Raw genomic sequence first — 16839 nt, forward strand, 5'->3', positions numbered from 1 at the left:
TGGAGAATTTCTATGAAGGAGGAAACGACATGGATTTTAACGACAAGGCAGTTGTCATAACAGGTGGTGCTGGTGGAATTGGAAAGGTTACAGCAAAGGCCTTTGCTGACAAAGGGGAAATATTGTACTTGTAGACATGAATGAAGATGCATTGGCGAGTACAAAGGAAGAGCTGAAACTTGGTGATGATAGAATACTAACAGTTAAAGCAGATGTGACAAATGAAGAAGATGTTGCACGGTATGTCGCAGAGACAACGGAAAAATTCGATAGTCTAGATGTCCTTTTCAATAATGCTGGGTTTGAAGGCCCTTTCGTATCGATAAAAGAAAGTGATTATAAAGCCTTCCAAAAAGTCATGGAAGTCAACGTCTACGGTGTATTCCTTGGCATGAAGCATGCCTTAAAAGTCATGGAAGAACAGGGAAGTGGATCGATTGTCAATACAATTTCCAATGCAGGATTTATTGGTAGCGCAGGAATGGCGCCTTACATTGCCTCCAAGCATGCTGTTGTCGGCTTAACCAAAACAGCAGCACTAGAACATGCTGGTACTGGAGTTCGGATCAATGGAGTGGCCCCAGCTGCGATCGATACCCAAATGCTGGGAAATATTGAAAAAAACATGTCACCAGATAATATAGAGAACGTGCGAAAACAAATCCAGGCAAGTGTGCCAATGAAACGCTATGGTTTGCCAGTAGAAGTAGCCCAGGTCGTATTATTCCTCGCCTCAGATGAAGCCTCTTTCGTAACAGGTGCAACCTATCCAGTAGACGGCGGATCACTTGCAACCTAATTTAATTAATATCAGTGCTCTTCTACGAATAGAATGTATGGATACCATGTTCGTGGAGGAGCGCTTCTATGAAGAAAGGAATTGTCCTTGTTGTTGCAGGAGTCGTCTTAATTACGATTATCGTGCTCTTAGTTCAGTTGTTTTCACCAAAAAATCAAGCTGAACGGGCTGTAGAGAATTTTTATGAGTATGAAAAGGCAGGCGTTTATTCTCTTTCTTGGGAATTGTTCCATCCTTTCATGCAGGAAAAAATGGATAAGAAGGAATATCTCCAGGTAAGAGGAGAATTATTTATGGGCTATCTTGGTACAGAGGACTTCAGTTTTACATTGGAAAAAACCAAAAAACTGAAGGATTGGGCCATGGATGAAACAAGCAATTCTTTTGCTGTTGTATATAGAGTACAGGTTAACCAACAGTTCAAAGGAGATTTTGGTAATTTCACTATCGTTCAACATGTATATGCAACCGAGGTAGATGGACAATGGAGGATTCTATGGAACTATAAAAAAAACTAGAACAATGACAAGAATTAAATAAAGCAATAAAAATAGAGAACATTGAAGATAATACGATCTATCCTTTCTTACTGCTTCGCAAATACACTCGCTCTCCGCGGGGGGGAGTGGTGAGCCTCGGGCCAACAGGACGTTGGTCACGAAGGCGTTGCCCCAGGATGTGGCGCTTTTAGCCTTTGTTCCTTAAGTAGGCCTCACCTATGCCTTTCCTCCCGTTGGAGTCTTCGTGTGTTTTCTTCGCTGATAGAATCACTTCGCCAGCTGTCTTCAAAGTATCTGCAGTGTAATACGTAAAATAACACTATAATCATCCAAACAATAACCTTAGTCCTCGCCTAATCCACCCGATACAAAAAGATCTCCCATGGTAAGTCAGCCTTTTCAAATTCGCTTTCCAACGTTAGTCCAAGCTCGACGTAGTTTTCAATTGGCACCGCGGAAAGAATATAATCTCCACCGAGTTCTTTTAAAGCAGTGGTGTTAATATCCAGTTTCTCAATAGGATCATTACGGTCCTTTGTAAACAAGTAATTTTCCCCATGTTCTGCTACGTACATGTATAGTCTTCCGCCCCATGTATCGAAATAGTTTTCAAGAGATGGGCTTTTTTCAAGCTCCCCGGCAACAACCTCCCTGAATGCTTCCTTATACTCCAGAGGAAAGCTGTTATTATAGGTGTCTAATGTGTAAAACCCGTTATATTGAGCAATTGTTGGATGCATGCCAATGCTGACAACCCGATAAGAAGACGGGTCTTCTCCGATATACTCTTTTACCTCCTCAAACAAAGGTTCTGCATAAAATTCTTTAAAGGTTGGTGTATCAAATTCGCTATATTTATTCTCTTCATTAAGAGGGAAGAGATGATAGCATTGAGCGACAATCAGCACAATCGCGATGATCTTTCCAAGACGCATATGCTTCCAGATAATCGCAAGCGCTAGCGCAAAGCAAATATACCAAATAGCTGGGTCAAAGAAATGGATCCGAGCAAAATTAAACGTGTTTGCCACCATCACATTATCCTTCACGATACGCCATCCTTCCCAGTACCAAAAGGCATACCATAGGGAAAGCAGAAAATTAAAGCAAAACAAGCTAAGTAGCCAGTACGGCTTGATGTTTCGATAAGCAGCAAGCGCGAAAGCAAAGCCAATAACAGGCAAAATAATGAGAAACTGCTCAGCCAGATCATGCGTATGTCCATACAGGAAATTTTCCAAGGTCAGTTCCATGCTTCGTTCAAAGGAGTTATGGCCAAGGTCCAGTGCATTACGATGTGACGTAAAACCGGACTCGAAAAACATAGAAAATATTAGTAAGTAATTTTTCACGATATAAATGGTAGCCATCATCGCTATGGCCGAAAAGAATACCCAATTGCTTCGCTTATTCCTAATCCAGTCAATAAGCCAAACAAGACCCATAACTGCTAGGAAAAACACAAACGACAAAACAAAGTTGGAGAAAAAGGGAATAAGACCAAGCGTTATCCAGTAATAGATCTTTGCACTTTTTCCTTCTCTCCGAATCATGAGAAAACAATGCAGCGCTAAGGGAAGTCCAGCAATTGACAGCATGCCAGAAGGCCAAAAGGGGAGTAAGGCAAATGCTAACGCGGCCCCAATGCAAACCACCTGTTGTTTATCAGAGCGAATCGCATGATGCTTTAACAAGAAGTACATACCGAAAAAAGCGGCTAGTCGCATGAGTGTTTGGCCAATTGCATAAGCTGTCATCGGATCAAATAAAGCGTACATCCATACCATTGCATCAAATCCTGAAGGCAGCGCACTTCTTGGCAGTCCGTTAATGACATTGGGCAAATGGGTGTCCGTTAGAGTGAAAATCTGGCCACTTTCAGCTAACAGTTTATACCAGACAATGTTTGAGTCCATGTTGTCGTGGACCCGAATGTGGGCATCCTCGCCAAGTAAAAAGTATGGCGCCACATAAGCAGCGATGATCAATAGTGCTATCCCTATAAGTACCTTATTTAAAATCGAAAAATTGTTGAATGGCTTTGACCACATAGGCGACGTCCTCTTCTTTTAATCCATAATATAGCGGCAAACGCAAAAGTTTTGCACTTTCAACGCTTGTGTATGTATCTTCTCCAATAAACTTGCCGTACTTATTACCAGCAACAGAGGAATGGAGCGGTACATAGTGACTGACTGCCATAATCTCCTGATCTCTTAAATAGTCCATTAGTTCATTACGTGTCGCTTCACTGTCTGCTTTTATATAAAACATATGGGCATTATGAACATGCTCGTCGGGGATATGTGGTAAAACAATTTCGCCGTCCTCCATCAGTGGCTTTAGTGCCTGATTATAATCCTCCCATCTGGCAAGGCGCTGCTCATTTATCTCTTCTGCATGGTCAAGCTGGACAGAAAGATAGGCGGCATTGAGCTCGCTCAATAGATAAGAGGACCCGACATCGCGCCATGTATATTTATCCACCTGGCCACGAATGAATTGCGAGCGGTTCGTTCCTTTTTCCTGGAGAATTTCCGCTCGCTCAATTAATTCCGAATCATTTAACAGCAGAGCCCCACCTTCTCCGCATGTGTAGTTTTTCGTTTCATGGAAGCTAATGGTTCCCATGTGACCAATTGTTCCGAGCGCTTTTCCTTTATATGTACTCATCAGCCCTTGGGCAGCATCTTCAATAAGAAAAATATCGTGTTCCTCTGCAATCTGCAAAATATGGTCCATATCACAAGCAACGCCAGCATAATGGACAACCACGATGGCTTTCGTCTTGTCGGTAATCGCTGCTTCTACTGCCACTGGGTCTATATTCATTGTAGTTGGATCAATATCAACGAAGCGAATTGTTGCTCCTCGTAATGCGAAAGCGTTCGCTGTCGAGACAAAGGTATAGGATGGCATGATGACTTCATCTCCTGGCCCAACGTTTGCCAGGATTGCTGTCATTTCTAAGGCAGCAGTACACGATGGTGTTAGCATAGCGCGCTCGCATGACAGGTTTTTTTCTAGCCAAGTACAGGATTTATTTCCGAACGACCCATTGCCGGATAGTTTTTGTGCGGTTATGGCTTGTTGGATGGCGACAGATTCTTTTCCTGTCACACATGGAATATTAAATGGAATCATTTTACATCACCTCATCACAATAATGCCTAGAATTATGAAAGAAAAACCGATGACTTTTTGCATGGAGACCGGTTCTTGAAATAGAAATGCAGAGAGAATAAATACAAGGACAAATGAAAGGCTCATAAATGGATAAGCATAACTAATATCAAATTTTGTCATGGCTGCCATCCAACATAATGCTGCTAAGAAGGCTGATAGAAAGCCGGATATGATCCATGGATTTAGCAGCAGCTGGAGCAATGTCGTGAATTTTTCCACGAAGGAGTCGGGTAATTCACCGACTTGATCCATCTTCCACTTCAAAATGAGTTGACCATATACCGTAAAGGAAATGGTGCCGAGTATATAAAGATAGCCCATATCTAGACACCTACTGGCAGTGAACCATTTAGTTTATGATAGATATCCACCGCGCCTCTCATCTTAAACCCTAGTGATAAAAAGAGATTTAAGGATGCTAGATTGGAAGGAGAAATGGAAGTTCGAATCGTTTCAAGTTCACTGAAACGGAAATGCTCCTGGACGGCAAGACTTGTAAACGCCTTTGTTAATCCTTTACCGCGAAATGCTTGATGGATACCGAGCAACAGCACCTTGTCATCCTGGTAGGCATAAAACCCCGCTAGCTCATTTTGATAATAAAGAGCAATGATCTTATCTTCGTCAATTAAGTCCTTTACCCAATTTCGGTAACGGTTATCTGCCATGAAATTTGGAATTTCCGGATCGCGGTGAAACCGTCCTCCTGAAAAAGCCTCTCCGCTTATTGCAATGACCTCATCAGTAGGAAAGGTTCTAGACAATTCAATCCCTTCCTTTTCCACTACCCGTAAATCGTCCTTTTTGCAAACTGGTTCAATTAATGTATCTACATAGTAAAAACCATACTTACGAAGATTTTCTTTGTTGGCAAGCGGATCCGTTTTTAAGGTGAAATGGCCCTCGGTTTCATTTGTCTGCTTTAACGCTTCCTCTGTTAAAGAGGTTACTTCATATGTTTCAACATGAAAATTTCGTTTATCCCATGGGGTAGGCTGCAAATAGTTTTCCATCATTTCAACTCCGTTTCCTTGTCTGTATATTTACATCTAGCTCCGAACGCCAAAAACTAGGCAACTTCCCGAAGCGCCCTGTAATAAAGAAGACTTGCCGACTGGTTATAACCAGAGGCCTAGTCGCACTTATACCCGGAGGGTGAAAGTCATCATCGATTCGTACCTCATCGTGATTCCTTTATCTCGTAAGGGGATTGCTCCATTAAAACAGCCACTTTGCGTGGCAACTTGGAGCTACCTGGCATGGCCAGGCGCAGTCGCTACGTTTTTAAGCGGCGTTCTCCGCTTTTGTTTTCAGTAGTGTCGCGTATGAGATATAGTGGTCGATCTTTTGCTTCGTTGAATACTTTCCCGATATAAAGGCCAAGGATGCCGAGATTACAGAACATTAGCCCTCCAATAAAGTAGATGGACACCATGACACTGGTCCAGCCTTGCACGGGCTCTGCTAGGAAAAAGTAGCGAAAGAACAAGTAAAGCCCATATAAAAATGAAATACTGGCAATAAAGAAGCCAAATTGAATCGATAACCGCAGCGGTTTATTTGATTGCGAGATAATACCGTCTGTAGCCAAACGGACCAGTTTTTTTATATTATAGGAGGATTTTCCCGCTTTCCGCTCATTATGTTCTACCTCAATCGAGACAGATGGGTAGCCCATCCATTGAATAAATAGCGGGAAAAAGCGGCTCTGCTCGCGCATGCTTTTAAACCCTTCTACCACCTTTTTGGAATTGATGCTGAAATTGGCCACCGTATGGTCAGATGTATGACCTGTAATATAATCATAAACCCGGTAAAAGAGTTTGGAGGACGCTTTTTTTAGCAGTCCGTCATGACGCTGAACTCTTCGTCCGAAAACGACATCATAGCCTTCAAGTGCTTTTTCATATAGCTTCGGAATTTCTTCTGGACGATCCTGTAAATCACAGTCCATCACCACTACCCAGTCACCCTTTGCATGGTCGAGTCCTGCTGTGATGGCATGGTGTTGCCCGAAATTACGTGCAAGGTCAATCCCTTTAATGTGGGGATTCTTTTCATGTAGCTCACTTATTTTCATCCACGCCCCATCAGGACTTGCATCATTTACAAAAATGATTTCATAGTCGACTGGGATTGTTGCAAAGGTCGATGCAAGCCGGCTGCTTAGTTCGTCAAGACAGGTTTTACAGCCATAGACGGGGATGACAACCGAAATCATGGCGATGCTACACTTTCCCATTGGTTCACATACCATTGAACCGTTTTACGTAATCCAGTGGACAATGCTTCCTTTGGCTCCCAGCCTAACTCTTTGCGCAGCTTGGAATCGTCCACGGCATATCTGCGATCATGACCAAGTCGATCATTTGTATGTGTAATTAAATCTTGAAAACTAGCAAGCTTTGTTTCTTTTAAAAGCTCTGGCTTTATGTCATCTAGGATACTGCAAATTTCTTTTGCAATATCGATGTTCCGTATTTCATTGCCGCCTCCAATGTTATAAGTGGAGAAGGAGGGAGCTTGATGGAAAATAAGATCTAAAGCGCGGCAATGATCGTCTACATAGAGCCAATCGCGGACATTTTTCCCGTCTCCATAAATCGGTATCTGTTCAATCTGTAGTGCTTTAGAAATAATGGTTGGTATCAACTTTTCTGTATGTTGTCTTGGCCCGTAATTATTAGAACTGCTTGAAATAACGACATTCATGTTATACGTATGACCAAAGCTCCTGACCATTAAATTTGCCCCAGCCTTAGACGCACTATAGGGATTTCGCGGATCATATGGTGTTTCTTCAGAGAATTCCCCTGTTTCACCAAGGGAGCCATAAACTTCGTCTGTTGATATTTGGTGAAAACGCTTTTCTTGTAGAACGCCCTTTTTCTCCCAATTTTGTTTAGCTGCCTGCAAGAGAACGAGAGTGCCTAGGACATTGGTCTCGACAAATTGCTTGGAATCTTCAATAGAGCGATCTACATGGGACTCTGCTGCAAAGTGAATGACACCGTGAATATCATACTGATCAAAAAGGCGTTGGACCAAGTGTTCATCCGCGATATCTCCCTCTATCAACGTGTAGGTGGGAGAGGCTTCAAGCCCATTTAGATTCGTAGTATTCCCAGCATACGTAAGTTTATCTAAGTTTAATAGATGGTAATCTGGATAGGTTTCGTGCATATAACGTATGAAATTGGAGCCAATGAATCCAGCTCCTCCCGTTATAAGCAGTACAGGTTTTTGTTTGTTCATTCGACCAGCCCCAGCATAGGATTTCGATCAATTGAATCCCAGTATTGTTGTGTGTGTTTTCGAGCGGCAATTTCTAGTAAGTATTGCCCGTAGTCATTCTTTTCCATGGACTTCCCTTTCTTATAAAGTTGCTCTTGTGAGATATATCCAAGGTAATATGCTATTTCCTCCAAGCAAGCAAGCTTAAACCCTTGACGTTGCTGGGTAATCTTCACAAATTCAGAAGCCTCGAATAGGGATTCATGTGTCCCGGCGTCCATCCAGGCAAAACCTCTCCCCAGTAGCTCCACATCTAACTGGCCACGCTTTAAGTATTCTTTATTTAAATCGGTAATCTCAAGTTCTCCTCGAGCAGAAGGCTTGAGCTTTTTCGCTAGCTGAACCGCTTTATTGTCATATATATATAGACCTGTCACAGCAAAGTCAGACTTTGGATTACTTGGCTTCTCTTCTAGCGAAATTGCTTTTTGTTTGTGATCAAACTCAACTACACCGAAACGACGAGCATCTTTAACACGGTAGCCAAAAACGGTTGCATGCCGGTGATGCTTGATTGCATTTCGTAACAGGGTTGTGAAACCTTGCCCATAAAAAATATTATCTGCAAGCATTAAGGTTACAGGGTCCTTACCAATGAATTCCTCGGCAATTGTCAAAGCCTCAGGTATCCCTTTCGGATCCTGCTGTTCCTTATATTTCAGTGTTATACCAAGGGAAGAACCATCACCAAGAAGCTCCTCAAATCGGGAAGTATCTTCAGGTGTACTGATAATCATGATTTCTTTTATTCCACCAAGCATTAAAACAGATAACGGATAATAAATCATCGGCTTGTCATATACTGCAAGCAAATGCTTATTGATGCTGTCCGTACTGGGAGATAAACGCGTCCCACTTCCTCCGGCTAAGATGATACCTTTCATGTTTTCCACCCCTTTGGCTAAATTTATATACCTGTGTTAAATGAACATAGTAAATCTTGTATACTATTACCTCTTTTGAAGAAAGTTAATCTTACAGTTAGATTGCAAATTTGTTGCAGAGGGTTGTTTACTATTTTGGAAGGGAGGGGGACGGCATCGGCTGTGGAGCCGTGAACATCAGCTTAGAGCGAGCTAACATCCCCCGAGAACTAGCAGGCATCGCTCGAGAAAGCAAAATCGCCACACCACCCATCCACAAAAAAACACCTCTGATCCGCAACGCAAACCAGAGGGGCTACAACAAAACTATTCGTTTTCTTTTATGCTTTTATCTGCCAACTGCATGATTGTCATATCATCCATTGGCGGGTTATGAAGGCCTGCTCTTACATCGCGATAATAGCGTTGCAGCGGATTTTTCCGTGAGAGACTCCTTGCGCCTGCAACACGCATTGCCAAATCAACTGCTTCAAGTGCTTTATTCACTACAGAAAGCTTTACGGCACCAAGTGTCGGTTTCATTTGGTTTCGAGTATCGTCACTAGCAGAGTCCCATTCCTGCGCCACAGCCTGTAAGAAATAAGTGCTCTCCATCAATGCTAGCTCGATGTCACCGAGTTTCTGTTTTACATTAGGCAAGTCAGAAATGGTTCCTTCTACACTATTAGGAGAATAACTAGTAGCAAATTCAATTGCATGGCGTTGAGCTGCACGTGCTATTCCTAAGTAGCAGGCAGGTATATGAAGAAGCCACCCTGCTGCAGGTTTTTTGCCTGGTGTTAGATTTTCTACCAAGTCATCCTTATTAATAGGGACATTCTCTAGAATTAAGTCGTGACTACCAGTGCCTCTCATGGCAATAGAATCCCATGTTTCCTCAACCTGAACACCAGGTAAATCACGTCTAACAAGAAAATTAGCTACCTTGTCTTGGTCCTTGATAGAAGCGCTGACCACAATATAATCCAAAACAGGGGCTAGCGTAGTGAAGGTTTTACGTCCGTTCAGTACCCAGCCATCAGCTGTCAATGTTGCAGTGGTTTCCGGCTTGCCGCCTCGAGTTGGGCTGCCTGTTGCCGGTTCAGAGGCAGCATTATTGATTAAGGCGCCAGTTTTGACGACATCTTCAGCGAAACGGCGATATGTTGCTTCGTCCCAGACATTATTTTCTCCGAGATGCTTCGTAATCCCCATATGCCACCCAACTGCAAGTGCAGTGGAGCCATCCACTTCTGCGATAAGCTGTTGAAGGGACAACAACTCAGACAACGAAATACCTGCACCACCATACTTTTGTGGAACAGTAAGTGCCGTGTAGCGTGCATTCTTGAGCTCTTGAAAATTCTCAAACGGAAAACTTGCTTCTTCATCGTGTTTGGCAGCTCTTTCTTTAAAGGGCTTAATTATCTCTAATAATGCTTTTTGGCGTGCTTCCTTTGTTTGTAAATCAAGTAAATTCAATTTATTTCCTCCTAATGTCTATAAAAATACTTGGGATTATATATATTATTCCATTCAGTGCGAAAATTTACAAAAGAAATAGCCTATTAAGAGAGAGGGGAAGAATAGTAGAGAAAATGGGGTAAAATTCACTAAAAATCGACGTATATAACGCTTTTTCTACAATACTAGCATGTTTAACTTACTAGATAAAAGTCCTCACAAATGACAGGATTCCACAAAATCTAGAAATTTATACCTAGAAATTGTATGAGAAGCTATTGCTTTTTTGGAAATATTCACTTATAATCACATATAATCTATTAAGTTTTTATTAAGAATTTATTTCTTACACATACTTTAACAACTTTTATAGATTTCAAAGGTAAATAAAACAATGCTGATTTGAAGTGAGTGAGCATATGGGATAATAAAACGTCGAGAGTACACCTTTAATGTTTTAAATTTTCAGAAGAATAGAAAAAACGGCGAAAATGGAAATATAGGCAATATAACCGTATTTTTTTACCTTAAATATTCAGAACGTTCATTCGATAACCAAAATTAGCACGAGTTACTGGCTACACCAGGCCAATATATAAAACTATAGAAATATTTGTAGGGGGATTAATTTGAGTAAAGAGTTGTTAGAAATTAAAAACCTAAAGACCTCATTTAGAATAAAAGATGACTATTATGCAGCAGTGGATGATGTAACGTTGACACTGAATAAGAATGAAGTACTCGGAATCGTAGGTGAATCTGGTTCCGGTAAAAGTGCACTTGCATTTTCAGTTATGGGATTACATAATCGCGCCAAAATTGAAGGGAATATTCATTTTAAGGATGCAGATATTGCCAATATTTCACCTGCTAAACTAAATAAGTTACGCGGTGATGACATGGCCATGATTTTCCAAGATCCCTTAACCGCATTAAACCCATTGATGCCAGTTGGAGATCAGATTGCAGAGGCAATTCTTCTCCATAAGAAAGATATGTCAACAAAACAGCGTAGAAATAAGGTAGTTGATTTACTCAATAAAGTAGGTATTCCTCGTCCGGAGCATACCTATGATCAGTTTCCACACGAGCTTTCTGGTGGAATGCGACAACGGATAATCATTGCGACCGCTATCGCCAACCAGCCGGAGCTCCTTATAGCAGACGAGCCAACAACTGCGCTAGATGTAACGATTCAAGCACAGATACTGGACTTGATTCGTGACTTAAAAGAAGACATGAATGCCGGAATTATTCTCATTACACACGATCTTGGTGTCGTTGCGGAAATGGCTGACAGGGTTGCAGTTATGTACGCAGGCCAAATCGTAGAAATTGCAGAAGTAGGGGCATTGTTTGATAACCCTCTTCACCCGTACACAAGATCGTTGTTAAATTCCATGCCATCTGAGGATGAAGCACAGGACAAATTACATGTAATTCAAGGAATTGTACCATCATTGCAAAATCTGCCACGTAAAGGCTGCCGATTTGCTGCACGTATTCCATGGGTTGAAGAATCAGCCCATGAAGAAAACCCGGAATTACATGAAGTAACGCCAGGTCACTTTGTTCGCTGTACATGTCATAACCATTTTTACTTCCCAGATGAGAGCAAGGAGGAGCAAGCAAATGGCGTTTCTTAAAGTAGAAGATTTAAAAGTACATTTCCCTATCAAAGGTGGACTATTTAATCGCACAATTGGTGCAATCAAAGCTGTTGATGGTGTGTCCTTTGAAATCGAGCAAGGTAAAACGTATGGTCTAGTTGGTGAATCCGGATCAGGGAAAACGACAACAGGTAGAGCAATTGTCGGATTAAACGAGATTACCGAAGGCAAAATCACATATGAAGGCGAAGAGTTAAATATAAAAGGAAAGGCGATTGATCCACGAAGAGACATTCAAATGATCTTTCAGGATCCATATTCTTCCTTGAATCCAAAAAAACGCGTACTCGATATCGTTGCAGAGCCATTACGAAATTATGAAAAGCTCTCAAGAAAAGAAGAACGACAACGTGTTCATGAACTATTAGAACAAGTTGGACTAAGTCCAGAGAGTATTTTGAAGTATCCACATGAGTTTTCCGGTGGGCAAAGGCAACGGATTGGGGTTGCAAGAGCAATTGCCTTGAAACCAAAACTAATCATTGCCGATGAACCAGTTTCTGCACTAGATGTTTCTGTACAAGCACAGGTACTGAACTTTATGCAGGATATACAAAAGGAACTAAATTTAACCTATTTATTTATTAGTCATGACCTAGGGATTGTAAAACATATGTGTGACGAGATCGGCATTATGTATAAAGGCCGTTATGTAGAATCAGGCACAAAGCAAGATATTTTCAACAGTCCACAACATATATACACGAAACGTTTGGTTGCTGCGATTCCGGATATTGACCCGAAAAAACGGGAAGAGAAGAAGCAATTTAGGCAGGAAGTACAAACGGAATACGAGCAATCATATAATGACTATTTTGATAACGAGGGCTTGGCTTACGGCTTACAATCCGTATCCGATACACACTTAGTAGCTTTGCCGGAGAAAGGTTGAATAGAACATGTGGAAATTCATAGTTAGACGACTTTTTATAACACTACCTCAAGTTATTCTGTTGAGTGTCTTAATATTTTTAATGGCACAAATGATGCCAGGTGATGCACTATCTGGACTTATTGATCCAAATATTGATCCTGCGGCGATTGAGCAACAAAGGGAAAACCTAGGGTTAAATAATCCATGGTATGTACAATACACAGACTGGATAACTGGAGCATTACAGGGAGATCTTGGCCAGTCATTCCGATATAAAATGCCTGTAACAGAATTAGTGGAACAACGTTTAATTAACACTTTCTGGCTCTCTGTTGCCACATTACTTATTACTTATATCATTGCTATTCCGCTAGGTATCACTAGCGGTCGGTACAATGATTCTTGGGCAGACCAAATGATAACTGGTTATACTTATATAGGATTTGCAACACCGTTATTTATCTTCGCACTTGTAATGCTATGGGTGTTTGGATATCAGTTAGGTTGGTTCCCAACGGGCGGAAGTGTAGCTCCAGGTTTAGAACCAGGATCGTTTGATTATGTACTAAGTAAATTGCAGCATCTTTTACTGCCTGCCATTTCAATGGCACTCATCACTACAGTAAACACAGTGCAATATTTGCGAAGTGAAATTATAGACACCAAACAGAAAGACTTTATTATTACAGCAAGAGCAAAAGGTGCTTCTGAATCTAGAGTCTATAATCGACATATCTTAAGAAACTCACTATTACCGATTGCAGCATTTTTCGGTTTCGAAATTACTGGGCTCATTGGTGGGACCGTGTTTGTGGAGAATATATTCGGATATCCGGGTATGGGGGATCTATTTATCCAATCCATTTTGCTACGTGACTATAGTGTAGTAACAGCAGTCGTGTTACTGTTCGGTATTGCTTCGATTTTAGGGGCATTGATCTCCGATATAATCTTAAGTCTTGTAGACCCACGTATACGTATTAAATAGAAATCGATTGACTCTGAGGTGAAAAAAATGGAATCAAAAGAAATAAAACTTGATGATACACAGCATGTGGCAACGAAAAGTCCATCTGGTTTTAGCATCATCTGGCGAGAGATTGTCCGAGACAAAATAGCATTAGTCTCCTTAATCCTATTGGTTTTAATAACAAGCTTTGTATATGGTATATCCTTATTTCTAAATCAAGACGAAATTGTAACGGTAGATTTGTTTGCAATACATGAACCACCTGGTGAAGATTTCCTTCTCGGAACCGATTATGGCGGTAGAGATATTTTCGGTCAGCTAATTATTGGGACGCGAAACTCATTATCTATTGGGATCTTAGTTACCTTGATGACAGGTGTTATCGGTGTACTATATGGTTTGGTATCAGGCTACTTCGGAGGAACGATTGATAATATCATGATGCGTATAGTTGACTTCTTCTTAATCCTGCCATTCCTAATGATTGTTATCGTATTCGTTGCAATTGTTCCTAAATATAGTGTTCTGTCTTTCTCGCTTATTATGACAGCATTTCTATGGATGGGTATTGCAAGGCTTATACGCTCAAAAGCTTTACAGGAAAAAGAATTGGATTATGCACAAGCTTCTAAAACATTGGGATCCTCCAATTTAAAAATAATGTTAACGCAAGTATTACCAAACTTGAGCTCATTAATTATTGTAACCATGACCTTAAACCTTGCAGCAAATATTGGCTTGGAATCAGGTTTATCCTTTTTAGGATTTGGCTTTCCTGAAAGCACACCGAGCTTAGGAACATTGCTAAGTTATGCTAGAAATCCACAAACGTTGGAATATCGATGGTGGATTTGGGTTCCAGCTGCTGTATTGATATTAGTTTTAATGTTAAGTGTAAACAATGTCGGGCAGGCTTTAAAACGCGCCACCGATGCAAGGCAACGAAGAGGGTAATATAGTTAGCTCTACCCTCTATGCGCAACATTTAATCATTGTTACCCGCATTTCTATGACTAAACGTAGAAATGTTGAGTATATATTGTAACGGTCCGATTTATCCTATCGGTTCTGTTACACAAAAGAAAGGCAAAAAAAGGGAGGTTATTAGGATGACGAAAGCAAGTTGGAGTAAGGCGCTATTCGCACTTATGCTTGTTTTGTTGCTTGCGCTTGCAGCGTGTAACAGTGGGGGAGATTCTGAGGAAAGCAAAGGCTCTGACTCAGAAGGAAGTAGTGAAAAAGATGGGGATAAAGAAAAGGAATCAGAAGATGGATTATACTCTATCGATGATTTTAACGCTGCTAAGACAAATGAAGGAGACGCAATTGAAGGTGGAGAACTGAACTTTGGTTTAGTTAGTGATACTGCCTTCGAAGGAACGCTAAACTGGAATTTCTATTCAGGAGCTCCTGATGCAGAAGTAATCAATTGGTTTGACGAACCAATGTTGTATAATGATGAAAACTTCCTATATACCAATGATGGTCCAGCTTCCTATGTAGTGGATGATTCAGGAAAAGTATTTACTTTTACTATTAAGGACAATGTAAACTGGCACGATGGCGAACCAGTTAAAGCTGAAGACTGGGCATACTCTTTTGAAGTAATCGGAGATGCAGCGTACACTGGCGTTCGTTATGGTTCTGATTTTACAAACATTGAAGGTATGGAAGAGTACCATGCTGGAGAAGCAGACTCTATTTCAGGTATTGAAGTTGTAGATGAAAAAACACTTAAAATCACGTTTAAAGAATCTACACCATCACTACTAACCGGTGGAATCTGGCCATATGCAATGCCTAAACATATCTTTAAAGATATCGCTGTAGCTGACATGGCTGAATCGCCAGAGGTACGCGAAAACCCAATCGGAATGGGACCATTTAAAGTAGATAGCCTCGTTCCTGGGGAGTCTGTAACATATGTGAAAAACGAAGACTATTGGCAAGGAGAAGTAAACCTTGACAAAGTTACACTAAAAGTTATTAACCCAAGTACAGTCGTTCAGGCTCTAGAAACAGGCGAAGTAGATTTAGTTGATAGTTTCCCTGTTGATCAGTTCCCTGATAATGCAGATATGTCAAATGTTGAATTTTTGGGTATGACTGATTTAGCCTACACATATATTGGATTTAAATTAGGAACATGGGATAAAGAAGCTAAGGAAGTAAAACCAGATGATAGTATGAAAATGGCAGACGTTAACTTGCGTAAAGCAATGTGGCATGCCGTTGATAATAATGCAGTAGGAGAAAAATTCTATAACGGGCTGCGCTGGAATGCAACTACATTGATTCCACCATCACATCCTGAGTTCCATGATGCTGAAAACCCTGGTGTTGAATATGATCCAGAAAAAGCGAAACAAATTCTTGATGAAGCTGGATACGAAGATGTTGATGGCGATGGCATGCGTGAAAACCCTGAAGGCGAAGAGTTAGTAATTAACTTTGCATCTATGTCAGGTGGAGACACTGCAGAACCACTAGCTAACTACTACATTCAGTCTTGGGAACAAGTTGGTTTAAATGTACAATTACTTGATGGACGTCTACAAGAGTTCAACACATTCTACGATCGTGTAGGGCAAAGTGGCGATGACGATCCAGCTGTAGATATTTTCCAAGGTGCATGGAGCGTTGGCTATGATGTGAACCCTGATGGACTTTATGGGCGTGATGCATTATTTAACTTCCCACGTTATGCCAGTGAAGAAAATGACAAATTATTGGAAGCAGGCGTATCAGCTGATTCCTTTGATGTAGAGAAACGTAAAAAAGTTTACAATGAATGGCAACAGTTAATGGTAGATGAAATTCCAGTATTCCCTACACTATATCGTTCAGTATTAGTACCGGTAAATAACCGTGTACAAAACTACTCTATTGCTGTAGACTGGTTTGACAGATACAACCTAGCTGTTACTGCTGAAGAAGCACCAACAGCTGAATAAGCATAAAAAAAGAAGATCCTTTACGGGTCTTCTTTTTTTGCACATTGAGAAAGTATAAAATTTCAGCAAGGAAGTAAAGTCGACGTAGTTGAAATTTTGGGGTACCAAGTATAAGAAAAACATACACGTTCGCTAAAGGGCGAGAGAATGCGAGTTTTTCTAAACGAATTTTTACATATTTGCATATTTCGTAACTGTATCTACATAGCATGTTAACTTAAGGGCGCGCATACTTTTTTGCCCACATGCATAGGATGGTCTGTAT

At 41.0% G+C, this 16839-nt stretch carries 15 protein-coding genes; 7 read left to right on the top strand and 8 right to left on the bottom strand.

What is annotated here, in order from left to right; genetic code table 11:
- Positions 1 to 151: 151 nt before the first annotated feature.
- The gene (locus tag K3T81_RS10285) at positions 152 to 799 is read left to right on the top strand and encodes an SDR family NAD(P)-dependent oxidoreductase (protein ID WP_338044634.1); all 648 of its coding nucleotides are present in this window, start codon (positions 152 to 154) and stop codon (positions 797 to 799) included.
- A 68-nt stretch (positions 800 to 867) separates the two neighbouring features.
- Positions 868 to 1317, top strand: a complete 450-nt coding sequence (locus K3T81_RS10290; protein ID WP_238019822.1) for a hypothetical protein — start codon at positions 868 to 870, stop codon at positions 1315 to 1317.
- Between the two features lie 335 nt (positions 1318 to 1652).
- On the opposite strand, the gene K3T81_RS10295 is transcribed toward K3T81_RS10290, so the two are convergent.
- From K3T81_RS10295 to K3T81_RS10330, 8 genes are all read right to left on the bottom strand, one after another.
- Positions 1653 to 3350, bottom strand: coding sequence for a DUF6044 family protein (locus tag K3T81_RS10295; RefSeq protein ID WP_238019824.1), 1698 nt, complete (start codon positions 3348 to 3350; stop codon positions 1653 to 1655).
- Positions 3310 to 4443: a dTDP-4-amino-4,6-dideoxygalactose transaminase gene (gene rffA, locus K3T81_RS10300; RefSeq protein ID WP_238019826.1), complete on the bottom strand. Its 1134-nt coding sequence runs from the start codon at positions 4441 to 4443 to the stop codon at positions 3310 to 3312. Before rffA ends, K3T81_RS10295 begins: the two co-directional genes overlap by 41 nt.
- A 6-nt stretch (positions 4444 to 4449) precedes the next feature.
- The gene (locus tag K3T81_RS10305) at positions 4450 to 4806 is read right to left on the bottom strand and encodes an EamA family transporter (protein ID WP_036575453.1); all 357 of its coding nucleotides are present in this window, start codon (positions 4804 to 4806) and stop codon (positions 4450 to 4452) included.
- 2 nt (positions 4807 to 4808) lie between these two features.
- Positions 4809 to 5498 carry a GNAT family N-acetyltransferase gene (locus K3T81_RS10310; RefSeq protein WP_238019828.1) on the bottom strand — a complete coding sequence of 230 codons (690 nt, stop codon included), beginning with the start codon at positions 5496 to 5498 and terminating at the stop codon, positions 4809 to 4811.
- 263 nt (positions 5499 to 5761) lie between these two features.
- Positions 5762 to 6727 carry a glycosyltransferase family 2 protein gene (locus K3T81_RS10315; protein WP_238019830.1) on the bottom strand — a complete coding sequence of 322 codons (966 nt, stop codon included), beginning with the start codon at positions 6725 to 6727 and terminating at the stop codon, positions 5762 to 5764.
- Positions 6703 to 7740, bottom strand: a complete 1038-nt coding sequence (rfbB, locus tag K3T81_RS10320; RefSeq protein WP_238019831.1) for a dTDP-glucose 4,6-dehydratase — start codon at positions 7738 to 7740, stop codon at positions 6703 to 6705. The genes K3T81_RS10315 and rfbB overlap by 25 nt, the downstream gene beginning before the upstream one ends.
- A complete protein-coding gene (rfbA, locus tag K3T81_RS10325; RefSeq protein WP_238019833.1) occupies positions 7737 to 8663 on the bottom strand; it encodes a glucose-1-phosphate thymidylyltransferase RfbA in 927 nt (308 codons plus the stop codon). The genes rfbB and rfbA overlap by 4 nt, the downstream gene beginning before the upstream one ends.
- A gap of 306 nt (positions 8664 to 8969) precedes the next feature.
- Positions 8970 to 10124, bottom strand: coding sequence for an acyl-CoA dehydrogenase family protein (locus K3T81_RS10330; protein ID WP_238019835.1), 1155 nt, complete (start codon positions 10122 to 10124; stop codon positions 8970 to 8972).
- A 611-nt stretch (positions 10125 to 10735) separates the two neighbouring features.
- Between K3T81_RS10330 and K3T81_RS10335 the strand changes: the two genes are divergently transcribed.
- The 5 genes from K3T81_RS10335 to opp4A all read left to right on the top strand — a co-directional run bounded on the left by K3T81_RS10335 (position 10736) and on the right by opp4A (position 16574).
- Positions 10736 to 11752, top strand: coding sequence for an ABC transporter ATP-binding protein (locus K3T81_RS10335; RefSeq protein WP_238019837.1), 1017 nt, complete (start codon positions 10736 to 10738; stop codon positions 11750 to 11752).
- Positions 11739 to 12668 carry an ABC transporter ATP-binding protein gene (locus K3T81_RS10340; protein WP_238019839.1) on the top strand — a complete coding sequence of 310 codons (930 nt, stop codon included), beginning with the start codon at positions 11739 to 11741 and terminating at the stop codon, positions 12666 to 12668. The genes K3T81_RS10335 and K3T81_RS10340 overlap by 14 nt, the downstream gene beginning before the upstream one ends.
- 7 nt (positions 12669 to 12675) lie before the next feature.
- Positions 12676 to 13638 carry an oligopeptide ABC transporter permease gene (opp4B, locus tag K3T81_RS10345; RefSeq protein WP_036575438.1) on the top strand — a complete coding sequence of 321 codons (963 nt, stop codon included), beginning with the start codon at positions 12676 to 12678 and terminating at the stop codon, positions 13636 to 13638.
- Positions 13639 to 13665: 27 nt separating this feature from the next.
- Complete coding sequence (locus K3T81_RS10350) at positions 13666 to 14574, top strand: ABC transporter permease (protein ID WP_238019841.1); 909 nt, start codon at positions 13666 to 13668, stop codon at positions 14572 to 14574.
- Positions 14575 to 14729: 155 nt separating this feature from the next.
- Positions 14730 to 16574, top strand: a complete 1845-nt coding sequence (opp4A, locus tag K3T81_RS10355; protein ID WP_238019842.1) for an oligopeptide ABC transporter substrate-binding protein — start codon at positions 14730 to 14732, stop codon at positions 16572 to 16574.
- The last annotated feature ends 265 nt before the right edge of the window (positions 16575 to 16839 follow it).

The sequence above is a fragment of the Oceanobacillus jordanicus genome, from assembly GCF_022095695.1.
GTDB classification, from domain to species: Bacteria; Bacillota; Bacilli; order Bacillales; family Amphibacillaceae; genus Oceanobacillus_B; species Oceanobacillus_B jordanicus.

What these genes read in the sequence shown, in the direction of transcription:
- K3T81_RS10290 (WP_238019822.1), top strand. Translation starts at nt 868, where the DNA reads ATGAAGAAAGGAATTGTCCTTGTTGTTGCAGGAGTCGTCTTAATTACG.
- K3T81_RS10295 (WP_238019824.1), bottom strand. Translation starts at nt 3,350, where the DNA reads ATGTGGTCAAAGCCATTCAACAATTTTTCGATTTTAAATAAGGTACTT.
- rffA (WP_238019826.1), bottom strand. Translation starts at nt 4,443, where the DNA reads ATGATTCCATTTAATATTCCATGTGTGACAGGAAAAGAATCTGTCGCC.
- K3T81_RS10305 (WP_036575453.1), bottom strand. Translation starts at nt 4,806, where the DNA reads ATGGGCTATCTTTATATACTCGGCACCATTTCCTTTACGGTATATGGT.
- K3T81_RS10310 (WP_238019828.1), bottom strand. Translation starts at nt 5,498, where the DNA reads ATGGAAAACTATTTGCAGCCTACCCCATGGGATAAACGAAATTTTCAT.
- K3T81_RS10315 (WP_238019830.1), bottom strand. Translation starts at nt 6,727, where the DNA reads ATGGGAAAGTGTAGCATCGCCATGATTTCGGTTGTCATCCCCGTCTAT.
- rfbB (WP_238019831.1), bottom strand. Translation starts at nt 7,740, where the DNA reads ATGAACAAACAAAAACCTGTACTGCTTATAACGGGAGGAGCTGGATTC.
- rfbA (WP_238019833.1), bottom strand. Translation starts at nt 8,663, where the DNA reads ATGAAAGGTATCATCTTAGCCGGAGGAAGTGGGACGCGTTTATCTCCC.
- K3T81_RS10340 (WP_238019839.1), top strand. Translation starts at nt 11,739, where the DNA reads ATGGCGTTTCTTAAAGTAGAAGATTTAAAAGTACATTTCCCTATCAAA.
- opp4B (WP_036575438.1), top strand. Translation starts at nt 12,676, where the DNA reads ATGTGGAAATTCATAGTTAGACGACTTTTTATAACACTACCTCAAGTT.
- K3T81_RS10350 (WP_238019841.1), top strand. Translation starts at nt 13,666, where the DNA reads ATGGAATCAAAAGAAATAAAACTTGATGATACACAGCATGTGGCAACG.
- opp4A (WP_238019842.1), top strand. Translation starts at nt 14,730, where the DNA reads ATGACGAAAGCAAGTTGGAGTAAGGCGCTATTCGCACTTATGCTTGTT.